The 25233-nt window shown below is 71.4% G+C and carries 25 protein-coding genes and 1 riboswitch; of the genes, 11 read left to right on the top strand and 14 right to left on the bottom strand.

Annotated features, from left to right (window positions below; genetic code table 11):
• Nucleotides 1-978 carry a threonine ammonia-lyase gene (locus OG386_RS06865; RefSeq protein ID WP_328787267.1) on the bottom strand — a complete coding sequence of 326 codons (978 nt, stop codon included), beginning with the start codon at nt 976-978 and terminating at the stop codon, nt 1-3.
• 74 nt (nt 979-1052) lie between these two features.
• Here OG386_RS06865 and OG386_RS06860 point away from each other — a divergent pair, with 74 nt between their 5' ends.
• Complete coding sequence (locus tag OG386_RS06860; protein ID WP_328787266.1) at nt 1053-1955, top strand: LysR family transcriptional regulator; 903 nt, start codon at nt 1053-1055, stop codon at nt 1953-1955.
• A gap of 61 nt (nt 1956-2016) precedes the next feature.
• Here OG386_RS06860 and OG386_RS06855 read toward each other — a convergent pair whose 3' ends face one another.
• Entirely contained in the window at nt 2017-2862 is an 846-nt protein-coding gene (locus OG386_RS06855) for a DUF4253 domain-containing protein (protein WP_328787264.1), read from the bottom strand.
• A 244-nt stretch (nt 2863-3106) separates the two neighbouring features.
• Here OG386_RS06855 and OG386_RS06850 point away from each other — a divergent pair, with 244 nt between their 5' ends.
• Entirely contained in the window at nt 3107-4327 is a 1221-nt protein-coding gene (locus tag OG386_RS06850; RefSeq protein ID WP_328787263.1) for an IS110 family transposase, read from the top strand.
• 156 nt (nt 4328-4483) lie between these two features.
• Here OG386_RS06850 and OG386_RS06845 read toward each other — a convergent pair whose 3' ends face one another.
• On the bottom strand, nt 4484-5026 hold the full coding sequence (locus tag OG386_RS06845) for an SMI1/KNR4 family protein (protein ID WP_328787262.1): 543 nt from the start codon (nt 5024-5026) through the stop codon (nt 4484-4486).
• 218 nt (nt 5027-5244) lie between these two features.
• On the opposite strand from OG386_RS06845, the gene OG386_RS06840 reads away from it, so the two are divergent.
• Both OG386_RS06840 and OG386_RS06835 read left to right on the top strand, forming a co-directional pair.
• On the top strand, nt 5245-5808 hold the full coding sequence (locus tag OG386_RS06840; protein WP_328787261.1) for an SMI1/KNR4 family protein: 564 nt from the start codon (nt 5245-5247) through the stop codon (nt 5806-5808).
• Between the two features lie 96 nt (nt 5809-5904).
• Nucleotides 5905-5972: riboswitch (guanidine-III (ykkC-III) riboswitch) on the top strand.
• Nucleotides 5973-5983: 11 nt separating this feature from the next.
• On the top strand, nt 5984-6862 hold the full coding sequence (locus OG386_RS06835; RefSeq protein ID WP_328787260.1) for an MBL fold metallo-hydrolase: 879 nt from the start codon (nt 5984-5986) through the stop codon (nt 6860-6862).
• Between the two features lie 198 nt (nt 6863-7060).
• Here OG386_RS06835 and OG386_RS06830 read toward each other — a convergent pair whose 3' ends face one another.
• The gene (locus OG386_RS06830; RefSeq protein ID WP_328787259.1) at nt 7061-8098 is read right to left on the bottom strand and encodes a PP2C family protein-serine/threonine phosphatase; all 1038 of its coding nucleotides are present in this window, start codon (nt 8096-8098) and stop codon (nt 7061-7063) included.
• Between the two features lie 568 nt (nt 8099-8666).
• Between OG386_RS06830 and OG386_RS06825 the strand changes: the two genes are divergently transcribed.
• A complete protein-coding gene (locus OG386_RS06825; protein WP_328787258.1) occupies nt 8667-9584 on the top strand; it encodes an SAM-dependent methyltransferase in 918 nt (305 codons plus the stop codon).
• Nucleotides 9581-10714, top strand: coding sequence for a terpene synthase family protein (locus OG386_RS06820; RefSeq protein ID WP_328787257.1), 1134 nt, complete (start codon nt 9581-9583; stop codon nt 10712-10714). Before OG386_RS06825 ends, OG386_RS06820 begins: the two co-directional genes overlap by 4 nt.
• A 73-nt stretch (nt 10715-10787) precedes the next feature.
• Here OG386_RS06820 and OG386_RS06815 read toward each other — a convergent pair whose 3' ends face one another.
• The 6 genes from OG386_RS06815 to OG386_RS06790 form a co-directional block, all read right to left on the bottom strand.
• Nucleotides 10788-12194, bottom strand: coding sequence for a cytochrome P450 (locus OG386_RS06815; RefSeq protein ID WP_328787256.1), 1407 nt, complete (start codon nt 12192-12194; stop codon nt 10788-10790).
• On the bottom strand, nt 12191-12811 hold the full coding sequence (locus OG386_RS06810) for a GTP-binding protein (protein ID WP_327381307.1): 621 nt from the start codon (nt 12809-12811) through the stop codon (nt 12191-12193). Before OG386_RS06810 ends, OG386_RS06815 begins: the two co-directional genes overlap by 4 nt.
• A complete protein-coding gene (locus OG386_RS06805) occupies nt 12792-13151 on the bottom strand; it encodes a DUF742 domain-containing protein (protein ID WP_328787255.1) in 360 nt (119 codons plus the stop codon). The genes OG386_RS06810 and OG386_RS06805 overlap by 20 nt, the downstream gene beginning before the upstream one ends.
• Entirely contained in the window at nt 13148-13558 is a 411-nt protein-coding gene (locus OG386_RS06800) for a roadblock/LC7 domain-containing protein (protein ID WP_373037725.1), read from the bottom strand. The genes OG386_RS06805 and OG386_RS06800 overlap by 4 nt, the downstream gene beginning before the upstream one ends.
• Before the next feature lie 2 nt (nt 13559-13560).
• Nucleotides 13561-15093: a sensor histidine kinase gene (locus tag OG386_RS06795; protein WP_405789948.1), complete on the bottom strand. Its 1533-nt coding sequence runs from the start codon at nt 15091-15093 to the stop codon at nt 13561-13563.
• A gap of 357 nt (nt 15094-15450) precedes the next feature.
• Nucleotides 15451-16092 (bottom strand): TetR/AcrR family transcriptional regulator, encoded by a 642-nt coding sequence (locus OG386_RS06790; protein ID WP_328787253.1) that lies wholly within the window; start codon nt 16090-16092, stop codon nt 15451-15453.
• A gap of 73 nt (nt 16093-16165) precedes the next feature.
• Here OG386_RS06790 and OG386_RS06785 point away from each other — a divergent pair, with 73 nt between their 5' ends.
• Nucleotides 16166-16954, top strand: coding sequence for an SDR family NAD(P)-dependent oxidoreductase (locus tag OG386_RS06785; protein ID WP_327381303.1), 789 nt, complete (start codon nt 16166-16168; stop codon nt 16952-16954).
• Nucleotides 16955-17120: 166 nt separating this feature from the next.
• On the opposite strand, the gene OG386_RS06780 is transcribed toward OG386_RS06785, so the two are convergent.
• On the bottom strand, nt 17121-17555 hold the full coding sequence (locus OG386_RS06780) for a hypothetical protein (protein WP_328787252.1): 435 nt from the start codon (nt 17553-17555) through the stop codon (nt 17121-17123).
• 285 nt (nt 17556-17840) lie between these two features.
• Between OG386_RS06780 and OG386_RS06775 the strand changes: the two genes are divergently transcribed.
• The 4 genes from OG386_RS06775 (at nt 17841) to OG386_RS06760 (ending at nt 21667) form a co-directional block, all read left to right on the top strand.
• Nucleotides 17841-19103: a sensor histidine kinase gene (locus OG386_RS06775; RefSeq protein WP_328787251.1), complete on the top strand. Its 1263-nt coding sequence runs from the start codon at nt 17841-17843 to the stop codon at nt 19101-19103.
• A gap of 15 nt (nt 19104-19118) precedes the next feature.
• Nucleotides 19119-19835, top strand: a complete 717-nt coding sequence (locus OG386_RS06770) for a response regulator transcription factor (RefSeq protein ID WP_328787250.1) — start codon at nt 19119-19121, stop codon at nt 19833-19835.
• Nucleotides 19836-19910: 75 nt separating this feature from the next.
• On the top strand, nt 19911-20693 hold the full coding sequence (locus OG386_RS06765) for a crotonase/enoyl-CoA hydratase family protein (protein ID WP_328787249.1): 783 nt from the start codon (nt 19911-19913) through the stop codon (nt 20691-20693).
• 227 nt (nt 20694-20920) lie between these two features.
• Nucleotides 20921-21667 (top strand): DJ-1/PfpI family protein, encoded by a 747-nt coding sequence (locus OG386_RS06760; protein ID WP_328787248.1) that lies wholly within the window; start codon nt 20921-20923, stop codon nt 21665-21667.
• Between the two features lie 7 nt (nt 21668-21674).
• Here the strand turns inward: OG386_RS06760 and OG386_RS06755 are convergent, their stop codons facing one another.
• From OG386_RS06755 to OG386_RS06745, 3 genes are read right to left on the bottom strand one after another with little or no spacing between them, the layout of a single operon-like run.
• Nucleotides 21675-22028, bottom strand: a complete 354-nt coding sequence (locus OG386_RS06755; RefSeq protein WP_327381297.1) for a UBP-type zinc finger domain-containing protein — start codon at nt 22026-22028, stop codon at nt 21675-21677.
• Nucleotides 22025-23530: an ATP-binding protein gene (locus tag OG386_RS06750; protein ID WP_328787247.1), complete on the bottom strand. Its 1506-nt coding sequence runs from the start codon at nt 23528-23530 to the stop codon at nt 22025-22027. The genes OG386_RS06755 and OG386_RS06750 overlap by 4 nt, the downstream gene beginning before the upstream one ends.
• Nucleotides 23527-25203 carry an FAD-dependent oxidoreductase gene (locus tag OG386_RS06745; protein ID WP_328787246.1) on the bottom strand — a complete coding sequence of 559 codons (1677 nt, stop codon included), beginning with the start codon at nt 25201-25203 and terminating at the stop codon, nt 23527-23529. The genes OG386_RS06750 and OG386_RS06745 overlap by 4 nt, the downstream gene beginning before the upstream one ends.
• Between the last annotated feature and the right edge of the window lie 30 nt (nt 25204-25233).

The following is a 25233-nucleotide window of genomic DNA, read 5'->3' as shown; positions in this document are numbered from 1 at the left end:
TCACCGGCCCGAGGGTGCGGCGGAGAGAGCGGCCCGCAGCTCGGCTTCGCCGGCGTTTCCGCCCGTGCACATGATCGCCACACGCTGTCCGGCGAGGCCGTCGCGTGCGGCGAGGAGCGCCGCCAGCGGTGCGGCGGCAGCCGCCTCGGCCACCGTTCGGGCATCACGCATGAGCAGCCACTGGGCCCACCGGATGTCGTCATCGCCGACCAGCTGGAAGTCCGCGAGGTGCTGCCGGAACAGACGCTGCGTCAGCTCGAAGCCCGACCCGGTGGCCAGGCCCTCCGCCGTCGTGGTGTTCGGACGCTCGACACAGCGGCCCGAGCGCCAGGAGTCGTGCGCGGCCGGCGAGCGGCGGGACTGCACCGCGATGACGCGGCAGCGCGGGCTGATCGCCGCCGCCACCAGGCAAGCGGCGGCGGCGCCACTGCCGCCACCGACCGGCACGATGATCGTGTCGAGGTCCGGTTCCTGCTCGAAGACCTCCAGGAACGCGGTGGCCACCCCCGCGATCAGGTCCGGCTCGTTCGCCGCGCTGACCAAGCGCATCCCACGCAGGGGCGCGAGCTGCTCGGCGTGGCGGCGGGCCTCTTCGAAGTCCGCTCCGTGTTCGACCAGTTCGGCGCCGAGGCGCCGTACCGCCGCGGCCTTCAGAGGGTTCGGGTCCTTCGGCATGACGATGGTGCAGGGAACGTGGAAGAGCGCCGCGGCATGGGCGAGGGACTGGGCGTGGTTGCCGGTGGAGTACGAGAGGACGCCCCGTGCGCGCTCGGCGGGGTCCATCCCGGCCAGCAGGGTGACGCCCCCTCGGACCTTGAGGGCGCCGGTCGGCTGCAGGTTCTCGTGTTTGACCAGAACGCGGATCCCGGCGCCGACGGTGGAGTCGAGGGCGGGATACGAGAGCAGAGGGGTCGGGGACAGGTGCGCGCTCTGCAGACGGCGCGCGCGAAGGACGTCGGAGATCGTGGGATCGGGCATGCCCTCATGCTGCGCAGGGGACAACCCATAGGACAAATGTCAGTTTCCGATGAACTCATCGATATCATCGATGAATGTTCGACGAGAACCGACTCCGGGTGTTCGCCGCCATCGCACGCGAGGGTTCGGTGACGGCTGCGGCCGCTGCGCTGCACTACGCGCAGCCGTCGGTCAGCCACCACCTCGCCAAGCTCGAAGCCGAAGCCGGTGTGCCGCTCGTCCAGCGGGCGGGCCGCGGCATCCGGCTGACCGAGGCCGGCCGACTGCTCGCCGATCGCGCGGAGGAGATCCTCGGCCGGATCGATTCGGCCCGGACCGAACTCGCCGCCCACGCCGGTCTCAGCGCCGGACGGGTCCGCCTCGCCGCGTTCCCCTCGGCGCTCGCCACGCTCGTACCCACGGTGGCCGCCGCCTTCGGCGTCGCGTACCCGGACATCGAACTGGCACTGACGGAAGCGGAGCCTCCCGAAGCGCTGGCGGCCCTACGGCGCGGAGAGGCCAACGTCGCCTTCACCTTCCACCACGGTGACGGTCCGCCCGGAGGCCGCGAGGGCCACACCGTGACACCGATCCTGCACGAGCCGGTCTACGTCGTCAGCCGGGCCGGCGCGTCCTGGCCCGGTCCCCGTACCGACCTCGACACCTACCGCGGACAACGGTGGATCGCCGGCTGCGAGCGGTGCCGTACGCACCTGCTGACAGCGTGCGGGAAACGCGGCTTCACTCCTACGATCGCCTTCGAGACCGACGACTACGTCGCAGCCCAGGCACTCGTGGCCGCCGGCCTCGGCGTCAGTACGCTGCCCGGCCTCGCCCTGCGCGCCCATCTCCACCCAGGCGTGCGGATCGACCGCCTACCGGACGACCACCGCTTCGTCGACGCCGTCGTCTACGGCGCACCACCGCTCCCGGCCCCGGTCGAAGCCTTCCTGAAGGTCCTCAAGGAGACCGCCGTCCAGCCGGTGCCCTGGCCCTGACGGCAGGACCCGCCCGCGCCGGGCGGCCTTCACCCGCTGCGAGGACCTTCCGTAGGCGGCTTCAGTCCCACCAGAACGTCCAGTGAGCGTTGCCCAGCAGTGCTTGCTCCGCGTAGGGCCGGATGTTCTCGTACCCCTGCCAGACGTTGTCCGGGCAGAACGCGAAGTGTTCCGCGGCGATCGCGAGAGCCTCGTCCAGTGACTGCGGTGGAGCTGCCACGGACAGGTCCAGCCGCGCGTACGACAGGGCGACCACCCGGGCTCCGAAGCGGTCCTCCCAGGAACGAAGAACGGCACACAGCCGCGCCACGTCGTCCACGTAGTTGGCCGGACCCGACCAGCCGATCGCCGCGGGGACGTCCGCAGGCCGGCCCACCGGGACCAATGCGAGCCGAGGGCTTTCGAGCCAGGTCCCGATCAAGGCATCGGCAACGTCCCCGGCGGTCGCCTCCGGATCTGCCGGCGTCCCTCCCACCGACGCAAGTCCGGGCCAGCGACCGGTGAACGGGGCGATGGTCTCGCCGGCGTCCCCTTCGTCTTCGTTCTCCTCGGTTTCCGATACCGCCGACTCCCAAAGGGCCCGGAGAACATCCTCGGCACGGTGATCGCCGGGGTCCGACATCATGCCGGGATCCAGCTCACCGCCCCACCACTCCTCGCTGCCCGATGCGTCCTGAAGGAGGACGGGTTGCAGTCCCTCGGCATCCCGGACCGACCGGGACCGGGACGACCGGTACCGTGCCCACGTGCCGGGCACCGCGGTCCCGTCGGCCACCCAGAGCAGCGGCTCGTGCCAAGGGCCGTCGCGGGTCCCGGTCACCAGCGAGCCCGGGGGCAGGCCGAGGCCCGACGTTTCGCCCGTCGGGTCGGTCGACAGCACCGCGAGCGGCGTGGAACGCGTCGTCATGCGGATGAAGGTATCGGCCCCCACTGACATTGATACTCGTAGCGGGTTCCGGTGGTCGTGGCTCTGCCACTGACTGACGCCCTGCTGGGCTGTCTTCCCGCTGTACCGTCCGGCTGCCGGGCCCGTTCTTCATGGCTCCGGCCAGGTGGAACATGACCTGATAGGAGCTTGGTCAGAAGCCCCCTCAATGTCCTGTCTGTCCCACCTGGCCGGTGTCACCTCCGGCTAGGAAGGCACCTCCAGCATGACAGCAGCGGACACAGCGGGCACGAGCGGCCAGTGGGTGTTCGGCGGTGTGGACTCGCACGCCGACACCATCCACGTCGCGGTCATCACCGACAACGGCGGCCACCTCGCCGACGCAGAGTTCCCCACCACCACCGCCGGATACACGGCAGCCCTGGCCTTCCTCTGCGCCCACGGGGACGTGATCGCGATCGGCGTGGAAGGCACCGCGTCCTACGGAACCGGGTTCACCCGCGCCGCCGTCGCCGATGGCCTGAGCGTGCTCGAAGTCAACCGCCCCGACCGCGCCGAACGCCGCCGCAGCGGCAAGTCCGACCCCATCGACGCCTACGCCGCCGCCCGCGCCGCACTCTCCGGACGCGCCTCCAGCGCGCCCAAGGACGAGACCGTCACTGGCATACGCGCCCTCCACAACGCCGCCCGGTCCACGGTCAAAGCCCGCACCGCCGCCATGAACCAGATCGGGCACATCCTCGTCAGCGCCCCCGAAACCATCCGCGCCCGCTATCGGGCCCTGCGGGGAAAGCCGCTCATGGATGCCCTGGCACGACTGCGGCTCACGGCAACGACAGACGCCGTCCACACCGCCGTGCTGAGCGCTTTGAAGAGCCTCGCCCGACGCGTCCAGGCCCTGACCGCTGAACACGACGAGCTCACAGCAACACTCGACAGTGTGGTCACCGAACACAATCCGGGCCTGCGGGGCGCCTACGGCGTCGGCCCCGACACCGCGGCCCAGCTCCTGATCACCGCAGGCGGCAACTCCGACCGTCTCCGCACCGAAGCTTCCTTCGCGGCCCTGTGCGGGGTCGCCCCCGTTCCTGCCTCCAGCGGGAAGACCAACCGTCACCGCCTCTCCCGAGGCGGCGATCGCGCCGCCAACGCGGCCCTCTACCGGATAGCCCTCGTCCGCATGGCCAGCGACCAGCGCACCCGCGACTACGTGGCCCGCCAGACCGCGGCCGGCCGGACCAAGAAGGAGATCATCCGCCTCCTCAAACGGGCCATCGCCCGGGAAGTGTTCCGCTACCTCACCACGACGGTCGCCGTCCCCGAGGTCGCGGACCTGCGGCCCACACGCCAGGCCAAGAACATCACCCTCACCGCCGTCGCCCACCACTTCGGCGTCTGGCCATCGGTCATCTCATGCATCGAACGCGGCACCCGCCGCGACGACAACCTCGCCAACGCCTACCGCGACTGGCTCACCACTGCTTGACAGCCAATAGGAGCTTCAGCGCCTCAGTTGCAGCCAGGCCGCGCCCCGAAGCCAACGAAGCGGGCTTCCGGCGGGACGCATCCCAGTGGCCCGGACCGGTGCGGCGTGCGAGCCTCACCCCGTGGACCGAGCCCGCCGTACGTGGGACGCATCAACTCAGACGAAACTGGAGCTGGAAGCGAACCCGTGCGGTCCTTCCGTCGGGAAGTCGTAGAACACGTCGGACTCCGCGTCGCCGGTGAGGAGCACGGACCGCAAGAACTCGGCACACGACCGGGCGTGGAATTCCCATTCCCGGCCGCGTCCCTCCTTGACCGCCACGGTCCACCGGTCGGGTTCCTGGTCGGGGCGGGCCAGCCAGTGAAGACAGTCACCGTTCTCGGTCACGGCCCAGGCGATGGCGCGGGATCCCGTCCCGTCGAGTTCGGAGGGCTTGGGCTCCCCGCCCGTCCAGAGCCCCTGCTGGGCTGCGGCGCGGATGTGGTTCTCCGACGCCAGGTCGTAGTACTTGTTGGGGCAGTCCGGCTCCAGTACCCAGATGGCGTCGTCGAAGAGGCCACCGCCGTAGAGGTCGACGAGCTGCTTGTAGTCGCTCGGTAGGATCGTTCCGAGCTCCTCTTCGACGCGCGCCCAGTCGTGGGCCCGAGGGGCATCCGTCGGTGGGATCGCGCGGGTGAGGTGGGCGATGGCAGGGTGCACGGCCGTTGTTCCTCCAGCTCGGGTTCCGCCGTCCCTCCGGCAGGTTGAGGACAGCGGTGACGTCGTATGCGACGGGCTCCGCTGAGCCGCCTCCTCCGGATCCTGCCGGATGATCCCGGTCCGCCCGCCCCCGGCAAGAAGGCGCCCGGCCGAAGGCGTTGCCCGTCCTGGCGACCCGCCCACGGGCATCGGCTAGGGGTTCCAGTAGCGTCGGTTCCATGATCGCCCTCGATGCCCTCGTCCGCCTCTGCCCGCCGCCCGCCGATCCGCCGCCCGCGGTGGACTGGGCGCAGGCCGAGCGCGCCCTGGGTGTGGCTCTGCCCACCGACTACAAGCGGCTCGTCGAGACGTACGGCGACGGCCTCTTCGACGACACGGTCTGGCTGCTCGTCCCCCACTCCGCCCACAACGACTGCGACCTGCACGCGCAGAAGACGGAACGGGACGAGATCTTGGCCAACCTATGGGAGATCGAGGCGAAGCCCGCCGGCCTGCTGGAAGCGGGGGCCCTGGTCCTGCCGTGGGCGTTCGAGGAAGGCACGGGGGCCTTCCTGTACTGGCTGGTGAGGCCCGGCCAGCAGCCCGATGAGTGGACCGTGCTCTACAACGAGGGGCGCGGCCCCCTGTGGGAGGACCACGACATGGGGTGCTCGGCCTTCCTCCTGGCGGTGCTCACGGGAACGGCGGAAACGGAATACTTCGGCCACCTCAGCGAGGTGCCGAAGCCGACGGAGCACTGGTTCGAGACGGCCGGCCAAGTCTTCGGCATGCCCAGCCACTGACACCGACGGGATGCTCTCGACACGTCGGTTCGCCGCAGGGCACCGGACCGGGCGCCGGGCAGCAGGGCCGTGGATCAACGTCGTGGTAGCGTCGCGGCGGAGGCTCACAGGTGCCCGCCCCGGACGAGATGTGCGCCGTACCCGGCCTGCTAAGACGACGCACTCAGGAGGCGTCATGGCTGCAGACACATCCCCTATCGATTTCGACGGCCCGGCTTCCGGGCCCCGCGAGTTGGACGTCCGCTGGATCCACGGCTCACCATCGTCCAAGCACAACACTGACCCGGACATCCAGGTCCACGCGTACGACGAGCACACGGTCATCCTGCGGCAGAACATGGCGATCCACTACGAAGCGCCGTTCCTGTTCCTGCTGTTCGGCAACGACCGGGCGGTGCTGATCGATACCGGGGCCACTGCGTCACGTGCGTTCTTCCCCCTGCGCGTGGTGGTGGACCAGCTCGTCGACGACTGGCTCGCCCGCCACCCCCGCCCGGAGTACCACCTGCTGGTGCTGCACACACACGCCCACGGCGACCACATCGCGGGCGACGGTCAGTTCGCCGACCGCCCCGACACCACGGTGGTCGCAGCGGAACTCGCCACGGCCTGGAAGTACTTCGGATTCGACGAGAACCCCGCGGCCGTGGCGAGGGTCGATCTGGGAGGCCGCACGCTCGAGTGCCTGGCCACCCCCGGGCACCACGAGGCAGCCGTCACGTTCTACGACGCGTGGACCGGGTTCCTGCTCACCGGCGACACGGTCTATCCGGGCCGCCTCTACGTCCAGGACCGGTACGCCTTCTCCCGGACCATCGACCGCCTGATCGAGTTCTGCGAACGCAGACCGGTCACCCACGTCATGGGTTGCCACATCGAGATGACCACCGAACCGGGCGTGGAGTACCCGGTCCGCACCACCTACCAGCCCCACGAACCCCCACTGCAGATGACGACCGGCCACCTGCACGAGATCCGCGCCGCACTCGACGAGATGGGCGACCAGCCCCGCCGACTCGCCTTCCCCCTCTTCGTCATCTGCCCGGACGACTGAGCCACGCCGAGTAGCCAGCTGGTTCCCCACCAGCGCATTCGCGGATCAGACCGCGCCGCACGTTGCCGCGGCGCACACGAAGAGTGGCCGACGGAGCACGGTCGGCAAGAACGGGCGGGGCGGCGAGGGTCGGGTGCCGGCTCCCGGCGACGGCGGGTTCGGTGCTGAACCGGGGCGCCCCGGCGGTACGCGACGGGCTCACGGCTCGCACAGACGTACGGCGAGGGCGGCGATGTCGTCGTCGAGGCGTCCCTTGCTGTGGCGGAGGAGGTCGCGGTGAAGGGCCGTGAGCAGTTCGTCGGGCGGTGTGGGGGGCTGCCGACGCATCCAGGCCGCCAACGGGAAGAACTCGCCGTCGCGGGCGCGGGCCTCGGCGATCCCGTCGGTATAGAGGAGCAGGAGGTCGTCGGGGGCGAAGTCGAACGTGTCGACGCTGTAGTGGTCGCCGATCAGCTCCGCGAGGCTGAGCAGGGGAGAGGGGGTGGTGGACTCGAGCGTGAGGACCTTCCCCTGGTTGAGGAGCAGGGGCGGAGGGTGTCCGCAGTTGAGGATGTCGATGCGTCTACCCCCGTGGGGGATCTGGACGAGGAGGGCGGTGGCGAAGCGCTCCAGGGGCCCCTCGGGGGGGAACGCGCCGTTGTAACGGGTGCTGCTGGCGTCCATGCGGCGTGCGACGTCGACCATGTCGATCTCGCCGTACGCAGCCTCCCGGAAGGCGTTCACGATCGCCGCGGCTGCCCCCACCGCCGGCAGGCCCTTGCCCCGGACGTCGCCGATGAGCAGCCTGACCCCGAACGGCGTGTCGACCACCTCGTAGAAGTCCCCGCCGATGCGGGCCTCGGCCGCGGCCGCGAGGTACAGCGACTCGATCTCGATGCCGCCGAAGCGGCGCGGCAGGGGGCTGAGCACCACCTGCTGCGCCGCGTCGGCGACGAGCCGTACCTGGAAGAGGGTGCGCTCCCGTTGGAGCCGGACATGGCTCCCGTACGCGGCGGCCACGGTGACCGCGATGATCCCCGCGGCCGTCCACCACGTCCCCAGATCCGGGAAGACGAAGCTGAGGCCGATCATCAGGATGAGACAGACCGTCCCGAGCAGGACGGTGGGCAGCACCGGCCACATGGCGGCGGCAAGGGCCGGCGCCGCGGGCAGGAGACGGCTGAAGGCCATTTCCGGCGGAGTGTTGTACGCCAGGCTGGCGATGACGACGGTCAGGATGACCGGCGACAGCCGCACAAGTCGTCCCGGGCCGGGGCGCCTGCGTAGCCGCGGCCGTCCAGACTCGATCACACTTCACAGGATATCTACGTAATCGGGTCATAGCGCTCTGGCGGCCGGGGTCGCGATCTCCGCTTGCGGACAGATTCTGTCCGCAATGGGGTGTTCCCGCCCTGGCAGGCCGAGCTGGAGGCCGTCCTGCACGGCTGCGACCTCGCCACCACCACCGCCACCGGTCAGGACGCTGTCGGCCACCTGGACGCCGTAGAGGGCGGCTCCCGCGGACGCCCCCGCGCTCGACCGGTTCGCCGCCTACGTCGGCCGCACCGTCCGACCGGTCGGTCCGGTAGGTGGGGCACGGTCGTCCGAACGTCGGTTCGCCCCCGGACCGATCGGACGACGACCGTTGCCGGTCCGCCCGCTCACGGCGGGACGGACGCTGCCCCCTGTTACTCCAGTGGGCTGACGTGGGGGACCCGAAGTGCCACGATGATCCGTGCTTCAACAGTGTGCCGGACGGGACGCGGTGAGTGCGGTGACAGCGTGTCCCGGAGGCAGCCCTACCCCACGAAAGGGCGGACATCCGATGCGCTTCACCCCCCTCTTATCGTCCTCGGTCAGCGACCGGGACCCGGGTGCGGACGATCCCATACGTCTCTACTACAACCACAAGACGCAAGAGATCCTGCACAAGTACGGTCCGGGCCCCCGTGTCCACTTCCACGTGGGGCTCTACCCGGACGGTCCGCCGGACAGCACCGTCCCCCAGCACGTGCTGAAGCAGCGCCTGTTCGACGCTCAGGAGCGGATCGTCGAGCACGCGGCTCGGTCGTGGGGCGCGTACGAGACGTCTCCCCGGCGCCTGCTGGACATCGGCTGCGGCCTGGGCGGGACGTCGCTGTACTGGGCGCAGGAGCACGGAGCATCGGTCACCAGTCTCACCGTCGCGGCGGAACACATCCCGTTCGTCCGGCACTTCGCACGGCACGCAGGGGTCGGGGAGCGGGTGAAGCCCGTACTGGCGGACGTGCACGACCTGGACGAGAGCTGCGCGTACGACGCCGTCTACGCCAACGAGAGCAGCGGCTACACCGACCGGACCCGACTCTTCCAGGTCGTCGCCAAGGCGCTGGAGCCCGGCGGATGGTTCGGGATCCAGGAACACTTCGTGGGCCGCTCCACCTGGCGCGAGTTCATCGACGGCTACTACAGAACGCGATTGGGACTGAGAGGGGAGTACCTCGCCGCTGCCGAGGCGGCCGGTTTTGAACTCGTGCACGAGGAGGACGTGACGGATTCGGTGGCGGAGTTCTGGGTGCAGTCCATGGCGTGGAACACCGCCGAACTCGACCGGCTCCGCGCGGGCGCGGGCGCCGAGCCCGGCGCATGGACCGGCGAACGGCTCGAACAGTCGACGCTCGCGCACAGCAGGTTCTTCCGGCTCTGGCGGGACCACGCGGTGCAGACGCGGCTGCTGCGCTTCCGGCTCCGGAGCCGCCGATGACGGCGTCACCGGCACCGGCACCGGTACCGGCACCCGCACCCGCACCCCGCCCCTCGCTCCTCGGCACGCGCCTGCCGTCCTTCTACTGCCCCCTGGAACGCGACCTCGTCCACCCCGAGGCGAAGCAGGTGGAGGCACGGGCGGTCGAGTGGCTGGACGCCTTCGGCGTCTACCCCGATCCGGTCGAGCGCGCATGGGGTCTCGCCACCCACAGCGCCGACTTCTCCTGCCGCATCGTCCCCGACGGGAACGTGGACGCCCTCCTGCTGTTCGCCCAGTGGAACTACTGGGCCAACGCCGTCGACGACTGGCAGGATTCGGGTTCCGACGAGGTGGGCACGGGTGCCGTCGTCGAACACGGCGTACGTCTGCTGCGCACCATCGAGGACCCGGGCGCCTCGGTCCTGCCCGACGGGCCGATGACCCGTGCGCTGCTGGACCTGGTGCGCCGCACCCATGCGATGCTCACGCCCTACGAGCTGCGCAGGTTCGTCGAGGGGACGCGCGACTGGCTGCTCGGAGCGGCCTGGCGGGCCGCCCGGGCCGAGGCCGGGACCATGCCGGAGCTGAACGACTTCGTCGCCATGGGTCCGCTGGCGAACGGGACGCGCTTCTCGCTGACCTGGTCCGACGTCGCACGCGGGGACCGGCTGCCGCCAGAGGTGCTCTGTTCCCGCACTCTGACGGTACTGATGGATGCGGCGGGATTCGTCGTCAGCGCGGACAACGACCTGTTCTCCTACGACAAGGACGACCACCTGCAGCCGAGGGAGGTGAATCTGGTCAATGTCCTCGCCCACCAAGAGGACTGCTCGCCCGCCGAGGCCGTGCCGCTCGCAGTGGCCCTGCGTGACCGGGTGATGGTCCTCTTCATGACGCTGCGGGCGCGGGCGGAGTCCGGCGCGAATGCGGAACTGCGACGGCACCTGGCGGCGTTGGGCCACTACGTGGCCGGCTCCATCACCTGGCAGAGCCGGGCACCCCGGTACGCGAGCCCGCGCAACCGGCACGAACTACCGCTGCCGGATGCCCGGTTCGCCACCCGGTTCGCCGAAGCCCCCAGCCTTGCCGGAACCGAGCCGCCGGATGTGCCGGCCCTCGCTTCCTGGTGGCAGCGGGTACACGACTGAGGGGTGGCGAGGGCCCCGGCCGGTGCGGTCGGGGCCCTCGGCCCGGAGACTGGAAGCCGTCAGCTACCAGCTGTCAGCCGAGGCCGAGCAGCCGTCGCCACCAGCTGACGGAGCGGTGACGGCGACCCGCGACCGCGGGCGCTACGGCCGGTTGCGGCGGGACGACCGCGTGGACCGGGTGCCCCGCCGGCTGTTCGGCGTCGGGCTGCGCGTTCGCCACGGGGCGCGGGGCGAACCGTACCGGCAGGGACAACAGGTGGCGCGACATGAGGGTGCCGCGCCATTGCAGCTCGCTCGCGTCGACCGCCAACTGGAGGTCGGGCAACCGGTCCAGGAGGACCTCGATGCCGGTGTCCGCGATGGCGCGGCCGATGTCCTGCCCCGGACACTCGTGCGGCCCGCTGCTGAAGGCCAGGTGGGAACGGTTGCCATGGACCGAGGCCGCGGGGTCCGGCCGGATCTGCGGGTCCGCGTTGCCCGCGGCCAGCCCGAGGAGGATCATGTCGCCGGCCTTCACCTGCCGGCCGCCGAGCAGCGTGTCACCGGTGGCCCAGCGCCCGATGATGGTGTTGATCGGCGGGTCGTCCCACAGGACTTGCTCCAGGGCGTCGGGCAGCGTCATGTGGCCCCCGGAGAGGCTGGCCCGGAAGCGCGGGTCGGTCAGTACGGTCCGCAGCGTGTTGGCGATCAGGTTCGCCGTGGTCTCGTAGGCCGCGATCAGCACGACGCGCAGGTGCATCAGCACCTCGGTGTCGCTCAGGTTCGCGGGGTGCTCGATCAGCCAGGAGGCGAGGTCGCGCACGGGCCTGGCCTTGCGCTCCACGACCAGCTGTTCCAGCGTGGAGGTGACGTAGCGGTCGCTCTGGAGGGCCGTCTCGGTCCCCTGGAGCATGTCGCGCGCCGCGTTGACCAGCAGGGGTCCGTGTTCGTCGGGTGCCCCGATGAGCTGGGTCATGACCAGCATCGGAAGCTGGTCGGAGAAGGCGGGCACCAGGTCGGCGTACCCCTCGCCCGCGATCTGGTCGACGAGCTGGTTGGCGAAGCGCGTCACGTAGCGGCGGATGCCGCGCTTGTCGAAGCGCTCCAAGGACTCCACCACGGCCGAGCGCAGCCGCTCGTGAACGGGGCCGTCGGTGAAGTTGCACACCGGCACCCAGGAGACCATGGGGCCGAGCGGGGTGTCGGCCGGCACCCGGCCCTCTTTCATGTCGCGCCACCCGCGCGGGTCGCGGGCGAAGCGCGAGGACGTGCGCGCCACGTCCAGGTTCTCCCGGTGACCGAGGACCAGCCAGGCCGGGAGGTCCCCGCTCACCAAGACGGGTGCCACGGAACCGTGTTCGGCGCGCAGTTTCTCGTACAGCGCGAGGGGATCGGCCTGGGCCTCCGCGCCGTGGAGCCGGTACAGGCCGCCGGCGGTCGCCGCCGCCGCGTGGGCGGGGCACTCGGGCGGTGGAGTGGGGCTGGTGGGGCCGGTGTTCACATTGCCTCCTGGGTGGCTGCCTGGGCGTGCAGGTAGCGCATGAGGGTCAGCAGGACATCGCGGGACGAGTCCCGCCGTCGGGCGTCGCAGACGAGGATCGGGACCGCGGGGGGCAGGTCGAGGGCCTGGCGCAGCTCCTCCAGCGGATGCTCGGGCGCGCCGGGGAAGGAGTTGACGGCCACGACGAAGGGGACGCCCCGCTCCTCCAGCCGTCCGATGACGTCGAAGCTGATCTCCAGCCGACGGGTGTCCAGGAGTACGACCGCTCCGAGCGCGCCCTCGAAGAGCCCGCGCCACAGGAACCAGAAGCGCTCCTGGCCGGGAGTTCCGAACAGGTACAGCACGAGCTCGTCGTTGATGCTGATGCGGCCGAAGTCCATGGCGACGGTCGTGGTGACCTTGTGGTCCACGCCCCAGGTGTCGTCGACGCCGACGCCGGCCCTGGTCATCGTCTCCTCGGTCGTCAGCGGCCTGATCTCGCTGACCGCACCGACCATCGTCGTCTTGCCCACGCCGAATCCGCCGACGACGACGACCTTCACGGCGGCCGCTGCCGTCTGCGGGAGTATGTCCGCCTCGAGCGGCCCGGCGGGCGGGTCAGAGCTTCTGAAGTCCATCGATCACTGCCTCGATCAGAGCAAGGTCGGGTAGCTGCGCGGCGGGAACGGGCGGGCGGACGTACACGCGTCGAGCGGCCATCAAGTCCCCGACCAGTACGGTGACGACGCTCACGGGCAAGCCCGCGTACGCGGCGATCTCGGCCACCGACAGCGGTGACTGGCACATCCGCAGGATGGTCGCCTGCTCGGGCTGCATCTCGGGCCGCGCGGACCCTTTGGCCACGACTAACGTCACGAGGTCGAGATGGACGGCGGTGGACGGCCCACTGCGTCCGCCGGTGACGACGTAGAGCCGTTCGGGGCTGCTGTCCTCCCAGCTTGCGGGCGGCTCATTCACGCGGGCTGCCCGTCATGTCGGGGCGGGCTGCTCAGGTGGTCCCCCATTCGGGTCACCAGATTGCGCATCTGCGCACCCATCAAGCCCGCGTCCACGCCCTCGTCGGCGAGGACCGCGAGGTAGGAGCCGTCGCCGGCGGCCATCAGATAGAAGAACCCGCCGTCCATCTCGATCACGACCAGGCGCATCCTGCCCTCCGAGCGGGGCAGTTCCGCGGCCACCGCTCCGGCCAGGCTCTGCAGGCCCGCGCAGGCCGCTGCCAGGCGGTCGGCCGTGTCGGTCTCGGCCCCGTACTGCGCCACGCAGAGCCCGTCCGCGGACAGCACGATCACGTGCCGCGTCTGCGGGACTCCGGCCGCCAGGTCCTTGAGCATCCAGTCCATGCTGCTGATTCGCTGAGTCATCATGCTTACGCCCCCTTGGTCGCTGAACCCGACGTTCCTTCGGTCCCCGGCGCATCGTGGCCGGGCGTGCCGGACAGTCCGCTGTGGAACGCCTCCAGCCACATTCCCGGGCCGCCGTCGTCCGCCGACCGGGACTCCGCGGCCGGTCGGGCGTCGGAGGTGGCCACACGGTCCTTCCGGCGGCGCTGCGGCAGGCCGGTCGCGGTACGCGCGCCGACCTCCGGCTCCCCGGCGGCGACGGGTGCCGGCCCGGGCACCGGCGCCGGCCGGGGCGCGCCCATGCCCTCCGACGAACGGTCGAAGGGGTGCTCGCGCGGTGTGGCGGCCACGGCCCTGGGCCCCGAGGAGGAGCCGATGCCGTGGGCGAGACCGGTCGCGGAGGTCGCCGTGGTGATCAGGTGCTGCGGCACGATCACCACGGCGCGGACGCCGCCGTACGCGGACGAACGCAGGGACACCTGGAACCCGTACGCCTGCGCCAGCCGGCCGACCACCGCCAGACCCAGCCTCGGCGTCTCACCCAGGTCGTTGAGGTCGATGCCGGACTGCGCCTGGGCGAGCATCTTCTCCGCCCGGGCGCGGGCCTCCTCGCTCATGCTCAGGCCGCCGTCCTCGATCTCCACGGCGATGCCCGACTGGACCTCGACGGCCGTGAGGTGGACGCGGGTGTGCGGCGGCGAGTACCGGGTGGCGTTGTCCAGCAGCTCCGCCAGGGTGTGGATCAGCGGCTCCACGACGGGACCGACGACGGCGACCTCGCAGACCGAGTGCAGTTCCACCCGCTGGTAGTCGATGATCCTCGACATCGCGCCGCGCATCACGCTGTACAGGGTGACGGCCCTGCTCCACTGGCGGCCGGGGCGCGCACCGCCGAGGACCGAGATGGAATCGGCGAGCCGGCCGATCAGGGCGGTGCCGTGGTCGAGCCGCAGCAGGTCGCCGAAGACGTCCGGGTTGCTCCCGTGCCGGTCCTCCATCTCGCGCATCTCGTGGGCCTGCTGATGGACGATCGCCTGCACGCGCCGGGCGACGTTCACGAAGGCCCGCTGCGCCGAGTCGCGAAGGCTCTCCTCGTTGTCGACCGCGTCGACGACGCGGGCCAGCACGGCCTGGAGGGCGGCCCGGAAGCGCGGGGTCAGGGCCTCGTCGTCGCCCCAGCGGTTGCCGTGGCCGCCGCGCCCGCCCAGGGCGGTCAGCACCTCCTCGGCCGGCTCGCCCTTGCGCAGTCGCTCGATGGCTTCGGGCAGCACCGCCTCGGACAGTCGGGCCGCCTCGATCTGCTGCCGGGCCAGGGCGTGCTGGAGGGCCGCGACCTGGGCGCGCCCGGCGGCGAGCGCGCGGCCGCGCCGTCGCGCCTCGACGAAGGCCGCTGCGGTGCACGAGGCGGCGACGGCGATCGAGGCGGTGCCGAGCGGTGCCGAGGAGGAAGCCAACGCCCCCACCAGGCAGGCGGCGGCCACGACCGCGATCGCGGGCAGCATCCGGCTTGCTCTTCCCTCCAGGTGGGGACTTTCGGGGGGAGTACCTCTTTGCTCCATCGGCGTCCTCGAACTATCGAAAAGGGGGACCTTCTGACCGGTGGGCGGGAGCATAACTACGCCCAACTTCGCCGATGTGGGCTTTCGTTGGAGTTCATCGGACCGGAGGAACCGATATGCGCCATCGGTGGCGTCGAATTCCGGCAAGGGAAGGGGGCCGCGTGCGGCGTGCGGCGGCGTAACGGGAGGTCGGCGGGGTGCCGACCCCGTTCCCCGCGCGGGAATCCGCGCTCGTGTTCCGATCGGTTCGGCCGCATCCCCGGGTCCGTCGGTGGCGCCCCGGACGGAAATGCGCTAGGAGGTGCCTTGCCGATCGGACCGGGCGACGCGAGTCCGGTCCGATCGGCGAGCCACCTCCTAGGAGCGCGGCTCGGGGCCGACCGGGCCGAGGCCCGTGAGCAGGACGTCGAGGGCGAGGTCGGTCGCCTCGTCCAGCGGCGTGTCCTCGAGCAGGGAGCCGACGGCCAGGGCCGCGAGGCCGTGCACCACGGAGAAGGCGACCTGGGCGAGCCGGGCCGGGTCGCCCGCCCGTACGACGCCCTCCTGCTGGGCGAGGGAGAGCAGTCCGGCGGCGATGTCCAGGCTCTGGTGGCCGAGTTCGCGGAGCTCGGCGCTGGAGTGGTCGGCGTGCTTGGCCGTGAACATCAGGCTCAGCAGCGGGGCGTGCGCGACGGCGAAGTCGATGTACGCGCGGCCCATGCGGGCGAGCCGGCTGGTGACGGGACCGGGCTCGCCCACGGCGGCCCGGAGGCGCGCGTTGAGCCGGGTGAAGCCGCCCACGGCGAGCGCGTCCAGCAGCGCCTGCCGGTCGCGGAAGTGGCGGCCCGGCGCCGCGTGGCTGACGCCGAGGTCGCGCGCGAGGGCCCGGAGGGAGAGGCTGTCCGCCCCCGAGGTCGCGAGCACGTCTTCCGCGCGCGCCAGCAGGGCCTCCCTGAGATTGCCGTGGTGATAGGGCGCATCGGCGTCGGCCAAGGCGGTCTCCTCCTTCGATGTTGTCATTGACAACAATGTTTGCTCTGCCTACATTCAAGTATCGACCATCAACCGGAGTCCCGGAACGGAGCGCCGACCCATGTCTATGACATACCGCGGAACCACAGCCCTGATCACCGGGGCGAGTGCAGGCCTCGGTGTCGAGTACGCCAGACAGTGGGCCGAGCGCGGAGCGGACGTCGTCCTCGTCGCCCGGCGCGTCGACCGGCTGAAGGAGCTGGCGGCCGACCTGGAGCGCCGGTACGGGGTCACGGCCCGCCCGATCGCCGCGGACCTCGCCCGGCCCGGTGCCGCGGCGGCGCTGCGTGCGGAGCTCGACGGACTCGGCGTACCGGTCCACACGCTGGTCAACAACGCGGGCTTCGGCACCCACGGCCCCTTCGCCGGCGAGGACCCCGCCCGGATCAGCGAGATGATCCAGCTCAACGTGCTCGCGGTGACGGAACTGACCAGGGAGTTCCTGCCCGGTCTGACCGCCGACGGCCGGGGCGCCCTCGTCACCGTCGCCAGCGCGGCCGCCTACCAGCCGACCCCGGCGATGGCGGTCTACGGCGCCACGAAGGCCTTCGTGCTGAACTTCACCGAGGCCGTCGCGTACGAGACGCGCGCCTCCTCCCTGCGGGTGCTCGCCGTCTCGCCGGGGCCCGTCCGCACCGAGTTCTTCGACGTCGTCGGCAGCCGGGACGCCGCCGTGGGTCGGATGGCCACCCCGGAGCAGGTCGTCACGGCGACGCGCCGGGCACTGGAACGCGGCAAGACCCCGCCCAGCATCGTCGTAGGCTTCGGCAACCGGCTCTCCGCCACGGTGTCCGCCCTGGCTCCGCGCCGCCTCGCACTGACCGTGGCGGGGCGCGTCCTCAAGGCGTGACCGGGCGGGAACGCCGAGCGCTTCACGGCGCACTCCAGCACCGGAGGGCGGGCCGTCACAGGGGTGACGACCCGCCCTCCGGTATTTCAGGGAACGAATGGGGAGCCGGATGCCCCCCCCGTGTGGCCTCCGGCTCGGGCGCCCGGCGGGCGACGGCGGGACGGGCCTACCAGGCGGCGCGGCAGTTCAGCAGCTTGGTGGTGCCCACCTTGCGGTCGCACGCGTAGGCCTTCACGTCCTTCTTGTTCTTGAAGGTCCAGCTCTTCGTGCCGTTGACCACCGCCACGTAGTTCGTCACCTTGTGCCAGGCACCGTCCTTCCAGTCCTGGTAGGCCAGGGCCAGTACGGCCTCGTAGCCGTCGCCCGCCACCTTGTCCTTGGCCGTGGCGCCCTGGAACGAACCGGAGTAGAGCTTCTCGTTGGTCCCCGGGATCGTTCCCGACACGTGGTACTCGTAGGTGCCGCTGATCTCGGCCTTGCCGGTGGTGGAGGTCTGGTTGAAGCCGATGGTGGTCGCGCTCGCGGCGCCCGCCAGCCCGATGACGAGGGCCGAGGCGACGGCGGAGGCTCCGACGAGCGTGCGCTTCACACGAGTGGTCATGGCGATGTCTGCCTTTCTCAAGGAAACGGGAAGTCGGTGGGTGCGCCGCCCCGGCGGTGCGCTCCGGCGGCCGGCCAGACAGAAAGCTAGGCGGGACGGATGCCGCCCGGCGGCACGCACCGGGATGATTCGGGTCTCCACCCGGTGCGGGTGGCGGGCATCCTCCCTGCAACTCCGGCGGTAGCCCGACCGTGCGGCCGCGGTAGGCCGACCGTGCGGCCGCGGTAGGCCCGGTCCTGCGACAGGCCCATGGTCCGACCGCCTGATGGCCCGTAAGCTGCGCCGATGCACGCTGGATCGGGATTCCTCGACGGGCTCGGGGGAAGGTACCGGCCGCTGGCCGTCGACTCGTTGCTCGCGCTGGGCTACGTCGGCGCCGGGCTGTTGCTGGGGCAGGAGCAGCCGCCGGCCGGATGGCGGTCCGTGGACGGGCTGGGAGCGGCCCTGACCGCCCTGGTGGGCCTGGTCATGGTGGCCCGCCGCATCGCGCCCGTCACGGTGTTCGCCACCAGCGCTGCGCTGTGGGTCCTGTTCATCGCCTGCGGGTACTGGCCCGTGGTCAATTCGATGCCCCCGCTCCTGGGCCTGTACACGGTGGCCGCGACCCGCCGCCCCCGAACCGCGGTCGTGTGCGCGGCCGTCGTGGCGGGAGCATGGCTGTACGCCGGGATCGCCAACATCGAACACAGCTCCATGCCGACCGTCCTCGCCCAGGCGGTCCTGTTCCCGGCCGTCGTCCTCGTCGTCGGGCGCGGCTCGGGAGCACTCGCCGAACGGAACAGGCAGTTCGCCGAACTCACCTTCCGGCTGCGCGGACAACAGGAGGAGAACGCACGGCAGGCCCTCACGGAGGAGCGGGTGCGCATCGCACGGGAACTGCACGACGTGGTCGCACACCACATGTCGGTGATCTCGCTCCAGGCGGGCATGGCCTCGTACGTGTTCCCCACGGATCCGGCGGCCAGCCGGCGGGCCCTGGACACCATCGCCGACACCAGCAGGGAAGCACTGGAGGAGATGCGCCGGATGCTCGTACTCCTGCGCGTCGGCCAGGAAGGACAGCGGGACGGACCGGGGGAGGACGGCGCCGCCTACGCCCCGGCTCCCGGGCTCGACCTGCTGGACAGGCTGCTGGAGCGGGTGCGGGGCGCGGGGGCCGAGGTCACCATGGAGGTCGCGGGATCCCCGATCCGGCTTCCGCAGGGCATGGCCCTGTGCGTCTACCGGGTGGTCCAGGAGGCGTTGACGAACGTGCTCAAGCACGCGGGACCGACCAGGGCGGCCGTGACCATCCGTTACGAACGACACACCATCGTCGTGCGCGTGACGAACGAAGGAGACGGCACGTTCCAGCCAAACAAGGAGATGTCCCCCGGTCACGGCTTGATCGGCATGAGGGAGCGCGCGAAGATCTACGGCGGGTCGGTCACCGCCGGCCCCCGCGCCCTCGGCGGGTTCGAGGTACGGCTCACCCTTCCGGCGCCCACCACCAGTGACCGGCCGGGTGGTCTTCCGGCCCCGGGTACCGGGGACGTCCACATCCGATGAGGACCGAATTCCCCGATGCCCACGGTACTGGTGGTCGACGATCAACTGCTCATCCGTGCCGGACTGGTGTCCCTGCTGAACGCCGCGCCGGGGCTGTCCGTGGCCGGCGAGGCGTGCGACGGGGAAGAAGCCGTCCGATTGGCCGAGGCCACCGCACCCGATGTCGTCCTCATGGACCTCCGGATGCCGGGCACGGACGGCATCACCGCGACGGAACGCATCCTTCGCCGCGCGGGTGACAGGGGTGACACGCCGCCGAGGATCCTGGTGCTGACCACCTTCGACCTCGACGAATACGTCTACAACGCGCTGCGTGCCGGCGCCTGCGGGTTCCTGCTCAAGGAAACGCCGCCCGAGCGCCTGGTCGCCGCCATCCACACCGTCGCCTCGGGCGACATGCTCTTCGCGCCGACCGTCACCAGGCGCCTGATCGAGGCGTACCACCCCGGGCCCACACCGCCGGGGGCGATCGCCCCGGAGTGGCACACCGTGACCGGCCGCGAGCGCGATGTCCTTCGCCTCGTGGCCACGGGTGCGACGAACGCGGAAGTCGCCCGGCAGCTCTTCATCAGCGAAGCGACCGTGAAGACCCATCTCAACCGCGCGATGGCCAAGCTCGGGCTCTCCAGCCGCGCCCAAGTCGTCGTCTTCGCCTACGAGACGGCGCTGGTGACCCCGGGCGGCCCGACGAGCCTGCCGTGCTCCGACCCCGCTGCGGGCGGCTCGGGCTGAGCGTCCCGGAGAGTCCCGCGCACAGCGGCCTCCCCGCCCCCACAATGGAGGCCGACGAGCGGGAGGGGAGCGGGCATGGCGGACGAGCAGGCCTCGGTGCGGGTGGAGCGGGACGGCCCCGTCCACACGGTGATCCTGAGCAGGCCGGGGGTGCGCAACGCCGTGGACGGTCCGACGGCGGCACGACTGGCGGATGCCTTCCGGGAGTTCGAGGCCGATGAGGAGGCGGCCGTCGCCGTGCTCTGGGGCGAGGGCGGAACGTTCTGCGCGGGCGCCGACCTCAAGGCCATCGGTACCGAGCGAGGCAACCAGGTGCTCGCCTCCGGCGACGGACCCATGGGGCCGACCCGGATGCGGTTGGGCAAGCCGGTGATCGCGGCCGTGGCGGGGCACGCGGTGGCGGGCGGACTGGAGCTGGCGCTCTGGTGCGACCTGCGGGTCGCGGAGGAGGACGCGGTGTTCGGTGTGTTCTGCCGCCGCTGGGGCGTCCCCCTGATCGACGGAGGTACGGTGCGGCTGCCCCGCCTCATCGGCGAGAGCCGGGCCATGGACCTGATCCTGACGGGCCGTCCGGTCCCGGCGGCCGAAGCGCACGGGATCGGGCTGGTCAACCGCGTGGTTCCCACGGGCCGATCGAGGCAGGCCGCCGAGGAACTGGCCCGCGAGATCGCCGGGTTCCCCCAGACCTGCCTGCGCCACGACCGGTTGTCCGTCCTGGAACAGCACGGACTGGCCGAGGAGGACGCGCTGGCGGGGGAGTTCCGGCACGGCCTGGTGCCCTTGACCGCGGGTGAAACCCAGGCCGGAGCGGACCGGTTCGCCGCCGGTGCGGGCCGGCACGGCGCCTTCGGGCAGTAGCGGGCCGGGCCGTACGGGCGCCGGGCTGATGGGACCCGTCGCCATCCGGGCGGCCCGGTGCGGTGCGCCGTACGCCCGGATCCCGCCCGCGACGAACGCCGCGGTCGACGACGGCGGGGGCCTACGTGTGGCGCCCGCCACAGCCGGCCCCGGGAACTCGGCCTCCGGCGGCTTCGACTCCTGTCGTAGAGCGGCGTATCGGCCGGGCGATCGGAAGGAACCATCGGATGAACCGCAGGAACGTGCTCCGGGCCCAGGTCGCCGTCGGCGCCGCGGCCGCGTTGGGGGGTGCCGCCGGGGTGGCCGCGGCGGCGGAACTGCGACCCACCGGGAAGCCGGCGGGGCCGACGGGGCCGTTACGCGTGCACGTCGTCATGTACGACGGCGTGGAGGAGCTCGACTTCGCCGCGCCCTACGAGGTCTTCTCGGCCGCCCGGTTCTTCACCGATCGAGAGGTCGACGTCCGCTACGTCAGCACCTCCGGGCCCGGTCCCGTGCGCGCCGCCTACGGCACGCAGGTGACCGTGGAGCACGCCTGGGCCCCGCGCACCGCGGACGTCCTCCTCGTGCCCGGCGGCGGATACGCACGCCGCGACAGCCCCGGAGTGTGGGCCGAGATCCGCAGCGGCGTCCTCCCGAGGAAACTGGCCGCGGCGGTACGCCCCGGCCTGACCGTCAGCGCCGTCTGCACGGGCACCATGCTGCTGGCCGCCGCCGGGCTGACCGCGAACCGCCCCTGCACCACCCACCACAAGGCGCGCCCCGACCTGGAGAAGCAGGGCGGCCTCCTGAAGAACGCCCGTGTGGTGGACGACGCGGACCTGGTCACCGCGGGCGGCATCACCAGCGGGCTGGACCTCGCCCTGTGGCTCGTACGCCGGGAACTGGGCGCCGACGCGGCGACCGGCGTGGAGGCCATGCTCGAGTACGAGGCCCGCGGCACGGTGTGGACCCCGCCCGCCGCCCGGCCGTAGCCGCAGGTCAGCGGTTCAGTCGCCGCGTCCAGTCCTCGGGTACCCGGCCGGCCGGGCCCGGGGCCGGCTGCTCCGCCGGATGATCGCGCGGAGCGGTTAGTTCGGGGCCGGAGTCGTACAGCGCGTCGGTGTCGTAGTTCCAGAACCACTCCTCGCCCGGCTCGAAGCTCTGCACCAGGGGGTGGCCCGAGGACTTCCAGTGGGCGGTGGCGTGCTGGGCCGGCGAGGAGTCGCAGCAGCCGATGTGGCCGCACTGGGCGCAGCGCCGCAGGTGGAACCACCAGCCGCCCAGCTCGTCGCACTCGACGCAGCCGGTGCCGGTGGGTGCGGCGCTCGGGTCGATTCCCTCTATGTCGCTCATACGGGCTCCTCAGCCGTCTGGGTCTGGGTTTGGTTCCGGGTCGCGGATCCGGTTTCGGTTTCGGCCTCGGGGGCCGGGGCGGTCAGCGGCAGCAGGACCTGGAACCGGGTGTCACCCGGGGCGGACTCGACCTGGAGGCTGCCGTGGTGCTTGTTCACGACGATCCGCCAGGAGATGTCGAGGCCCAGCCCGGTGCCCTCGCCGACCGGCTTGGTGGTGAAGAAGGGGTCGAAGATGCGGCTGCGGATGTCCGCCGGGATGCCGGGTCCGGTGTCGCGGAACTCCACCAGTAGGCGGTCGCCCTCGCGCGCCGTGCGGACCGTCAGCGTGCCCTCGCCGCCGGTGCTCCCGATGGCGAACACGGCGTTGTCGATGAGGTTGGTCCACACCTGGTTGAGCTCCGCCGGGTAGGCGGGCACGTCCGGCAGGGAGCGGTCGTACTCCTTGACCAGCCGCACCCGGGAGCCGATCTTGCCGGACAGCATCAGCAGGGTGCTGTCGAGGAGTTCGTGGACGTCGACGACCCGGTACGGGGCGCGGTCGAGCTGCGAGTACTGCTTGGCCGCGTCCACGAGGTGGGAGATGCGGGTGGTGGAGTCGTCGATCTCGTCCATCAACAGCTCGGTCTCGACGGTGTAGTTGAGCCAGCCGATGGCCGACGGCAGGATCTCCTCGGTCACGGTCGCCGCGACCTGGTCCAGCCAGTCCGTGTCCAGACCGGCCTGCACGAAGGTCGGGGCGAGCCGCCAGCCCTCCGCGATGCCGTGGTCGTCGAGCCAGTCGGCGAGTTCGTCCTCCCGGTCGGAGGCCTCCAGCGGGCTGAGCGCGGTCGCCTTCGCGACGCGTTCGACGGTGCGCTCCTGGATCTCGATGAGGTCGGCGATCGTCTCGCGCGAGTACTGGCCCTGGGAGATGTGGGCCAGCTTGTGCCGCATCTTCCCGACCCGCTCCCGCAGGGTCGCCGTGGCCCGGACGGCCGCCGCCGCCGGGTTGTTGAGCTCGTGGGTCAGGCCGGCGGACAAGGACCCGAGCGCCAGCAGCCGTTCGCGCTGCCCGATGGCCCGCTGGGTGTTCTTGGAGCCGAAGAACAGTCCCTCCAGCAGGTGCGCCGCCATCGGGAACCACTCCTGCATGATGTCCGAGAACGACTGCGCGGGCAGCACGAAGAACCGCGTCGGCTCGGTCACCCGCATCGAGTTGGTGTACGTCTGCGGCACTTGGTCGCCCAGGTACGCCTGCATGGCCCCCGCGTACACGCCGCGCTGCGAGGTGCGGCTCACCTCGACGTCGTCGCCGCCGACCCGGCGGTACAGCACGACGGTGCCCTCGATCATCACGTAGAAGCAGGTGGCGGGGGACCCCTCGGTGTAGACCGGACCGGCTTCGAACCGCTCCACCCGCCCCTCGCCGCACAGCCGCCCGAGCTGCTCCGGGGTGAGCTTCTCGAACAGGAACAGCGAGGCGATCTCCTGCGGGCTGCACGGAAGGACCTGCCCGCTCATGACTGCTCCAGGTACCGGTGGACGAGCATCACGGCCATGGCTCCCTCTCCGACGGCGGACGCGACGCGCTTCGCGGACTGGGCGCGCGCGTCGCCCGCCACGAACACGCCGGGAATGTTGGTCTCCAGGTGGTAGGGCGGCCGGTCCAGTTCCCATTCGGCCGGCGGCCGCCCGTCCGCGGTGAGGTCCGGCCCGGTCAGGATGAAACCGTGCTCGTCGCGCAGCACCGTACCGTCCAGCCAGTCGGTCAGCGGGGCCGCGCCGATGAACACGAACATCCACTGGGCGTCGACGAGTTCGCTCCCCGTGCCGTCCGCGTCCCGCAGGGTCAGCTGCTCCAGGTGCCCCTCGCCGTGCGCCGCCTCGACGACGGTCCGGGTGCGCACGGTGATGTTCGGCGTCTCCTCGATCTGCTGGATCAGGTAGTACGACATCGATGCCGCCAGGGACTCCCCGCGCACCAGGAGCGTCACCGACTTGGCGCCCCGCGCCAGGTACATCGCCGCCTGCCCGGCCGAGTTGGCGCCGCCCACGATGTAGACGTCCTGCCCCTGGCAGGAGGCCGCCTCGGTGAGCGAGGAGCCGTAGTACACCCCGCAGCCGGTCAGCTGGTCGCAGCCCGGCGCGCGCAGCTGCCGGTACGACACCCCGGTCGCCAGGATGACGCTGTGCGCGGCGATCGCCGAGCCGTCCGAGAAGCGGACGACGCGCGCCGCGCCGTTGACCTCCAACCCCGTGACCTCGCGCGCCGTGAGGATCTCGGCGCCGAACCGGCCGGCCTGGCGGCGGGCACGCTCCGTGAGCTGGGCACCCGACACGCCGTCCGGGAAGCCGAGGTAGTTCTCGATGCGGGAGCTCTGACCGGCCTGTCCGCCGGTCGCCGACCGCTCGACCAGTACGGTGCGCAGCCCCTCGGAGGCCCCGTACACCGCGGAGCCGAGCCCGGCCGGGCCGCCGCCGATGACGACGAGGTCGTAGAAGTCGGCCGCCGGCGTCGTCGCGAGCCCCACGTGGGAGGCCAGCTCGGGCGCCTCCGGCTCGATCAGCGCGGTGCCCTCGGGCGTGATGACCAGCGGTAGCCGCTGCCCGTCGGCCCCGGCCGCTTCCAGCAACCGTCGCCCCTCCGGTTCGTCGGAGGAGTACCAGCGGTACGGCACCTGGTTGCGGGCCAGGAACTCGCGCACGTCCGAGGAGCGCGCCGACCAGCGGTGCCCGACCACCTTGGTGGCGGGGACCGGACGGTAGTCGCTGGTGCGCCAGGCCGTGAGCAGGTCGTCCACGACCGGGTAGAGCTTCTCTTCCGGGGGGTCCCAGGGCTTGAGCAGGTAGTGGTCGAGGTCGACGACGTTGATCGCGTCGATCGCCGCATTGGTGTCGGCGTACGCGGTGAGCAGCACCCGCCGTGCGCCCGGGTACACCGCCAGGGCCTGTTCGAGGAACTCGATGCCGTTCATCTGGGGCATCCGGTAGTCGGCGAGGATCACCGCCACCAGGTCGCCGCGCAGCTTCAGCTCGCGCAGCGCCTCCAACGCGGACTCGCCCGACTCGGCCCGCACGATCCGGTACTCGGCGCCGTAGCGCCGCCGCAGGTCACGGGCGATGGCCCGGGAGACTCCCGGGTCGTCGTCCACGGTCAGGATGACGGTCCGCGCTGTGTCGGCGGCCTGTGCCATACGTCGTCTCCACCCCGAGTGCTCTGGGCG

Origin of the sequence: Streptomyces sp. NBC_00273 (assembly GCF_036178145.1) — a bacterium.
GTDB lineage: Bacteria > Actinomycetota > Actinomycetes > Streptomycetales > Streptomycetaceae > Streptomyces.
This window is presented reverse-complemented; position numbering and strand designations above follow the sequence as displayed.

Bases quoted from the DNA above. Each gene is read 5' to 3' on its own strand.
- OG386_RS06785 (WP_327381303.1), top strand. From the start codon at position 16,166: ATGTCTATGACATACCGCGGAACCACAGCCCTGATCACCGGGGCGAGT.
- OG386_RS06865 (WP_328787267.1), bottom strand. From the start codon at position 978: ATGCCCGATCCCACGATCTCCGACGTCCTTCGCGCGCGCCGTCTGCAG.
- OG386_RS06775 (WP_328787251.1), top strand. From the start codon at position 17,841: ATGCACGCTGGATCGGGATTCCTCGACGGGCTCGGGGGAAGGTACCGG.
- OG386_RS06860 (WP_328787266.1), top strand. From the start codon at position 1,053: ATGTTCGACGAGAACCGACTCCGGGTGTTCGCCGCCATCGCACGCGAG.
- OG386_RS06745 (WP_328787246.1), bottom strand. From the start codon at position 25,203: ATGGCACAGGCCGCCGACACAGCGCGGACCGTCATCCTGACCGTGGAC.
- OG386_RS06855 (WP_328787264.1), bottom strand. From the start codon at position 2,862: ATGACGACGCGTTCCACGCCGCTCGCGGTGCTGTCGACCGACCCGACG.
- OG386_RS06770 (WP_328787250.1), top strand. From the start codon at position 19,119: ATGCCCACGGTACTGGTGGTCGACGATCAACTGCTCATCCGTGCCGGA.
- OG386_RS06780 (WP_328787252.1), bottom strand. From the start codon at position 17,555: ATGACCACTCGTGTGAAGCGCACGCTCGTCGGAGCCTCCGCCGTCGCC.
- OG386_RS06840 (WP_328787261.1), top strand. From the start codon at position 5,245: ATGATCGCCCTCGATGCCCTCGTCCGCCTCTGCCCGCCGCCCGCCGAT.
- OG386_RS06825 (WP_328787258.1), top strand. From the start codon at position 8,667: ATGCGCTTCACCCCCCTCTTATCGTCCTCGGTCAGCGACCGGGACCCG.
- OG386_RS06755 (WP_327381297.1), bottom strand. From the start codon at position 22,028: ATGAGCGACATAGAGGGAATCGACCCGAGCGCCGCACCCACCGGCACC.
- OG386_RS06790 (WP_328787253.1), bottom strand. From the start codon at position 16,092: ATGACAACATCGAAGGAGGAGACCGCCTTGGCCGACGCCGATGCGCCC.
- OG386_RS06765 (WP_328787249.1), top strand. From the start codon at position 19,911: ATGGCGGACGAGCAGGCCTCGGTGCGGGTGGAGCGGGACGGCCCCGTC.
- OG386_RS06810 (WP_327381307.1), bottom strand. From the start codon at position 12,811: ATGGACTTCAGAAGCTCTGACCCGCCCGCCGGGCCGCTCGAGGCGGAC.
- OG386_RS06760 (WP_328787248.1), top strand. From the start codon at position 20,921: ATGAACCGCAGGAACGTGCTCCGGGCCCAGGTCGCCGTCGGCGCCGCG.
- OG386_RS06835 (WP_328787260.1), top strand. From the start codon at position 5,984: ATGGCTGCAGACACATCCCCTATCGATTTCGACGGCCCGGCTTCCGGG.
- OG386_RS06820 (WP_328787257.1), top strand. From the start codon at position 9,581: ATGACGGCGTCACCGGCACCGGCACCGGTACCGGCACCCGCACCCGCA.
- OG386_RS06750 (WP_328787247.1), bottom strand. From the start codon at position 23,530: ATGAGCGGGCAGGTCCTTCCGTGCAGCCCGCAGGAGATCGCCTCGCTG.
- OG386_RS06795 (WP_405789948.1), bottom strand. From the start codon at position 15,093: ATGGAGCAAAGAGGTACTCCCCCCGAAAGTCCCCACCTGGAGGGAAGA.
- OG386_RS06850 (WP_328787263.1), top strand. From the start codon at position 3,107: ATGACAGCAGCGGACACAGCGGGCACGAGCGGCCAGTGGGTGTTCGGC.
- OG386_RS06800 (WP_373037725.1), bottom strand. From the start codon at position 13,558: ATGATGACTCAGCGAATCAGCAGCATGGACTGGATGCTCAAGGACCTG.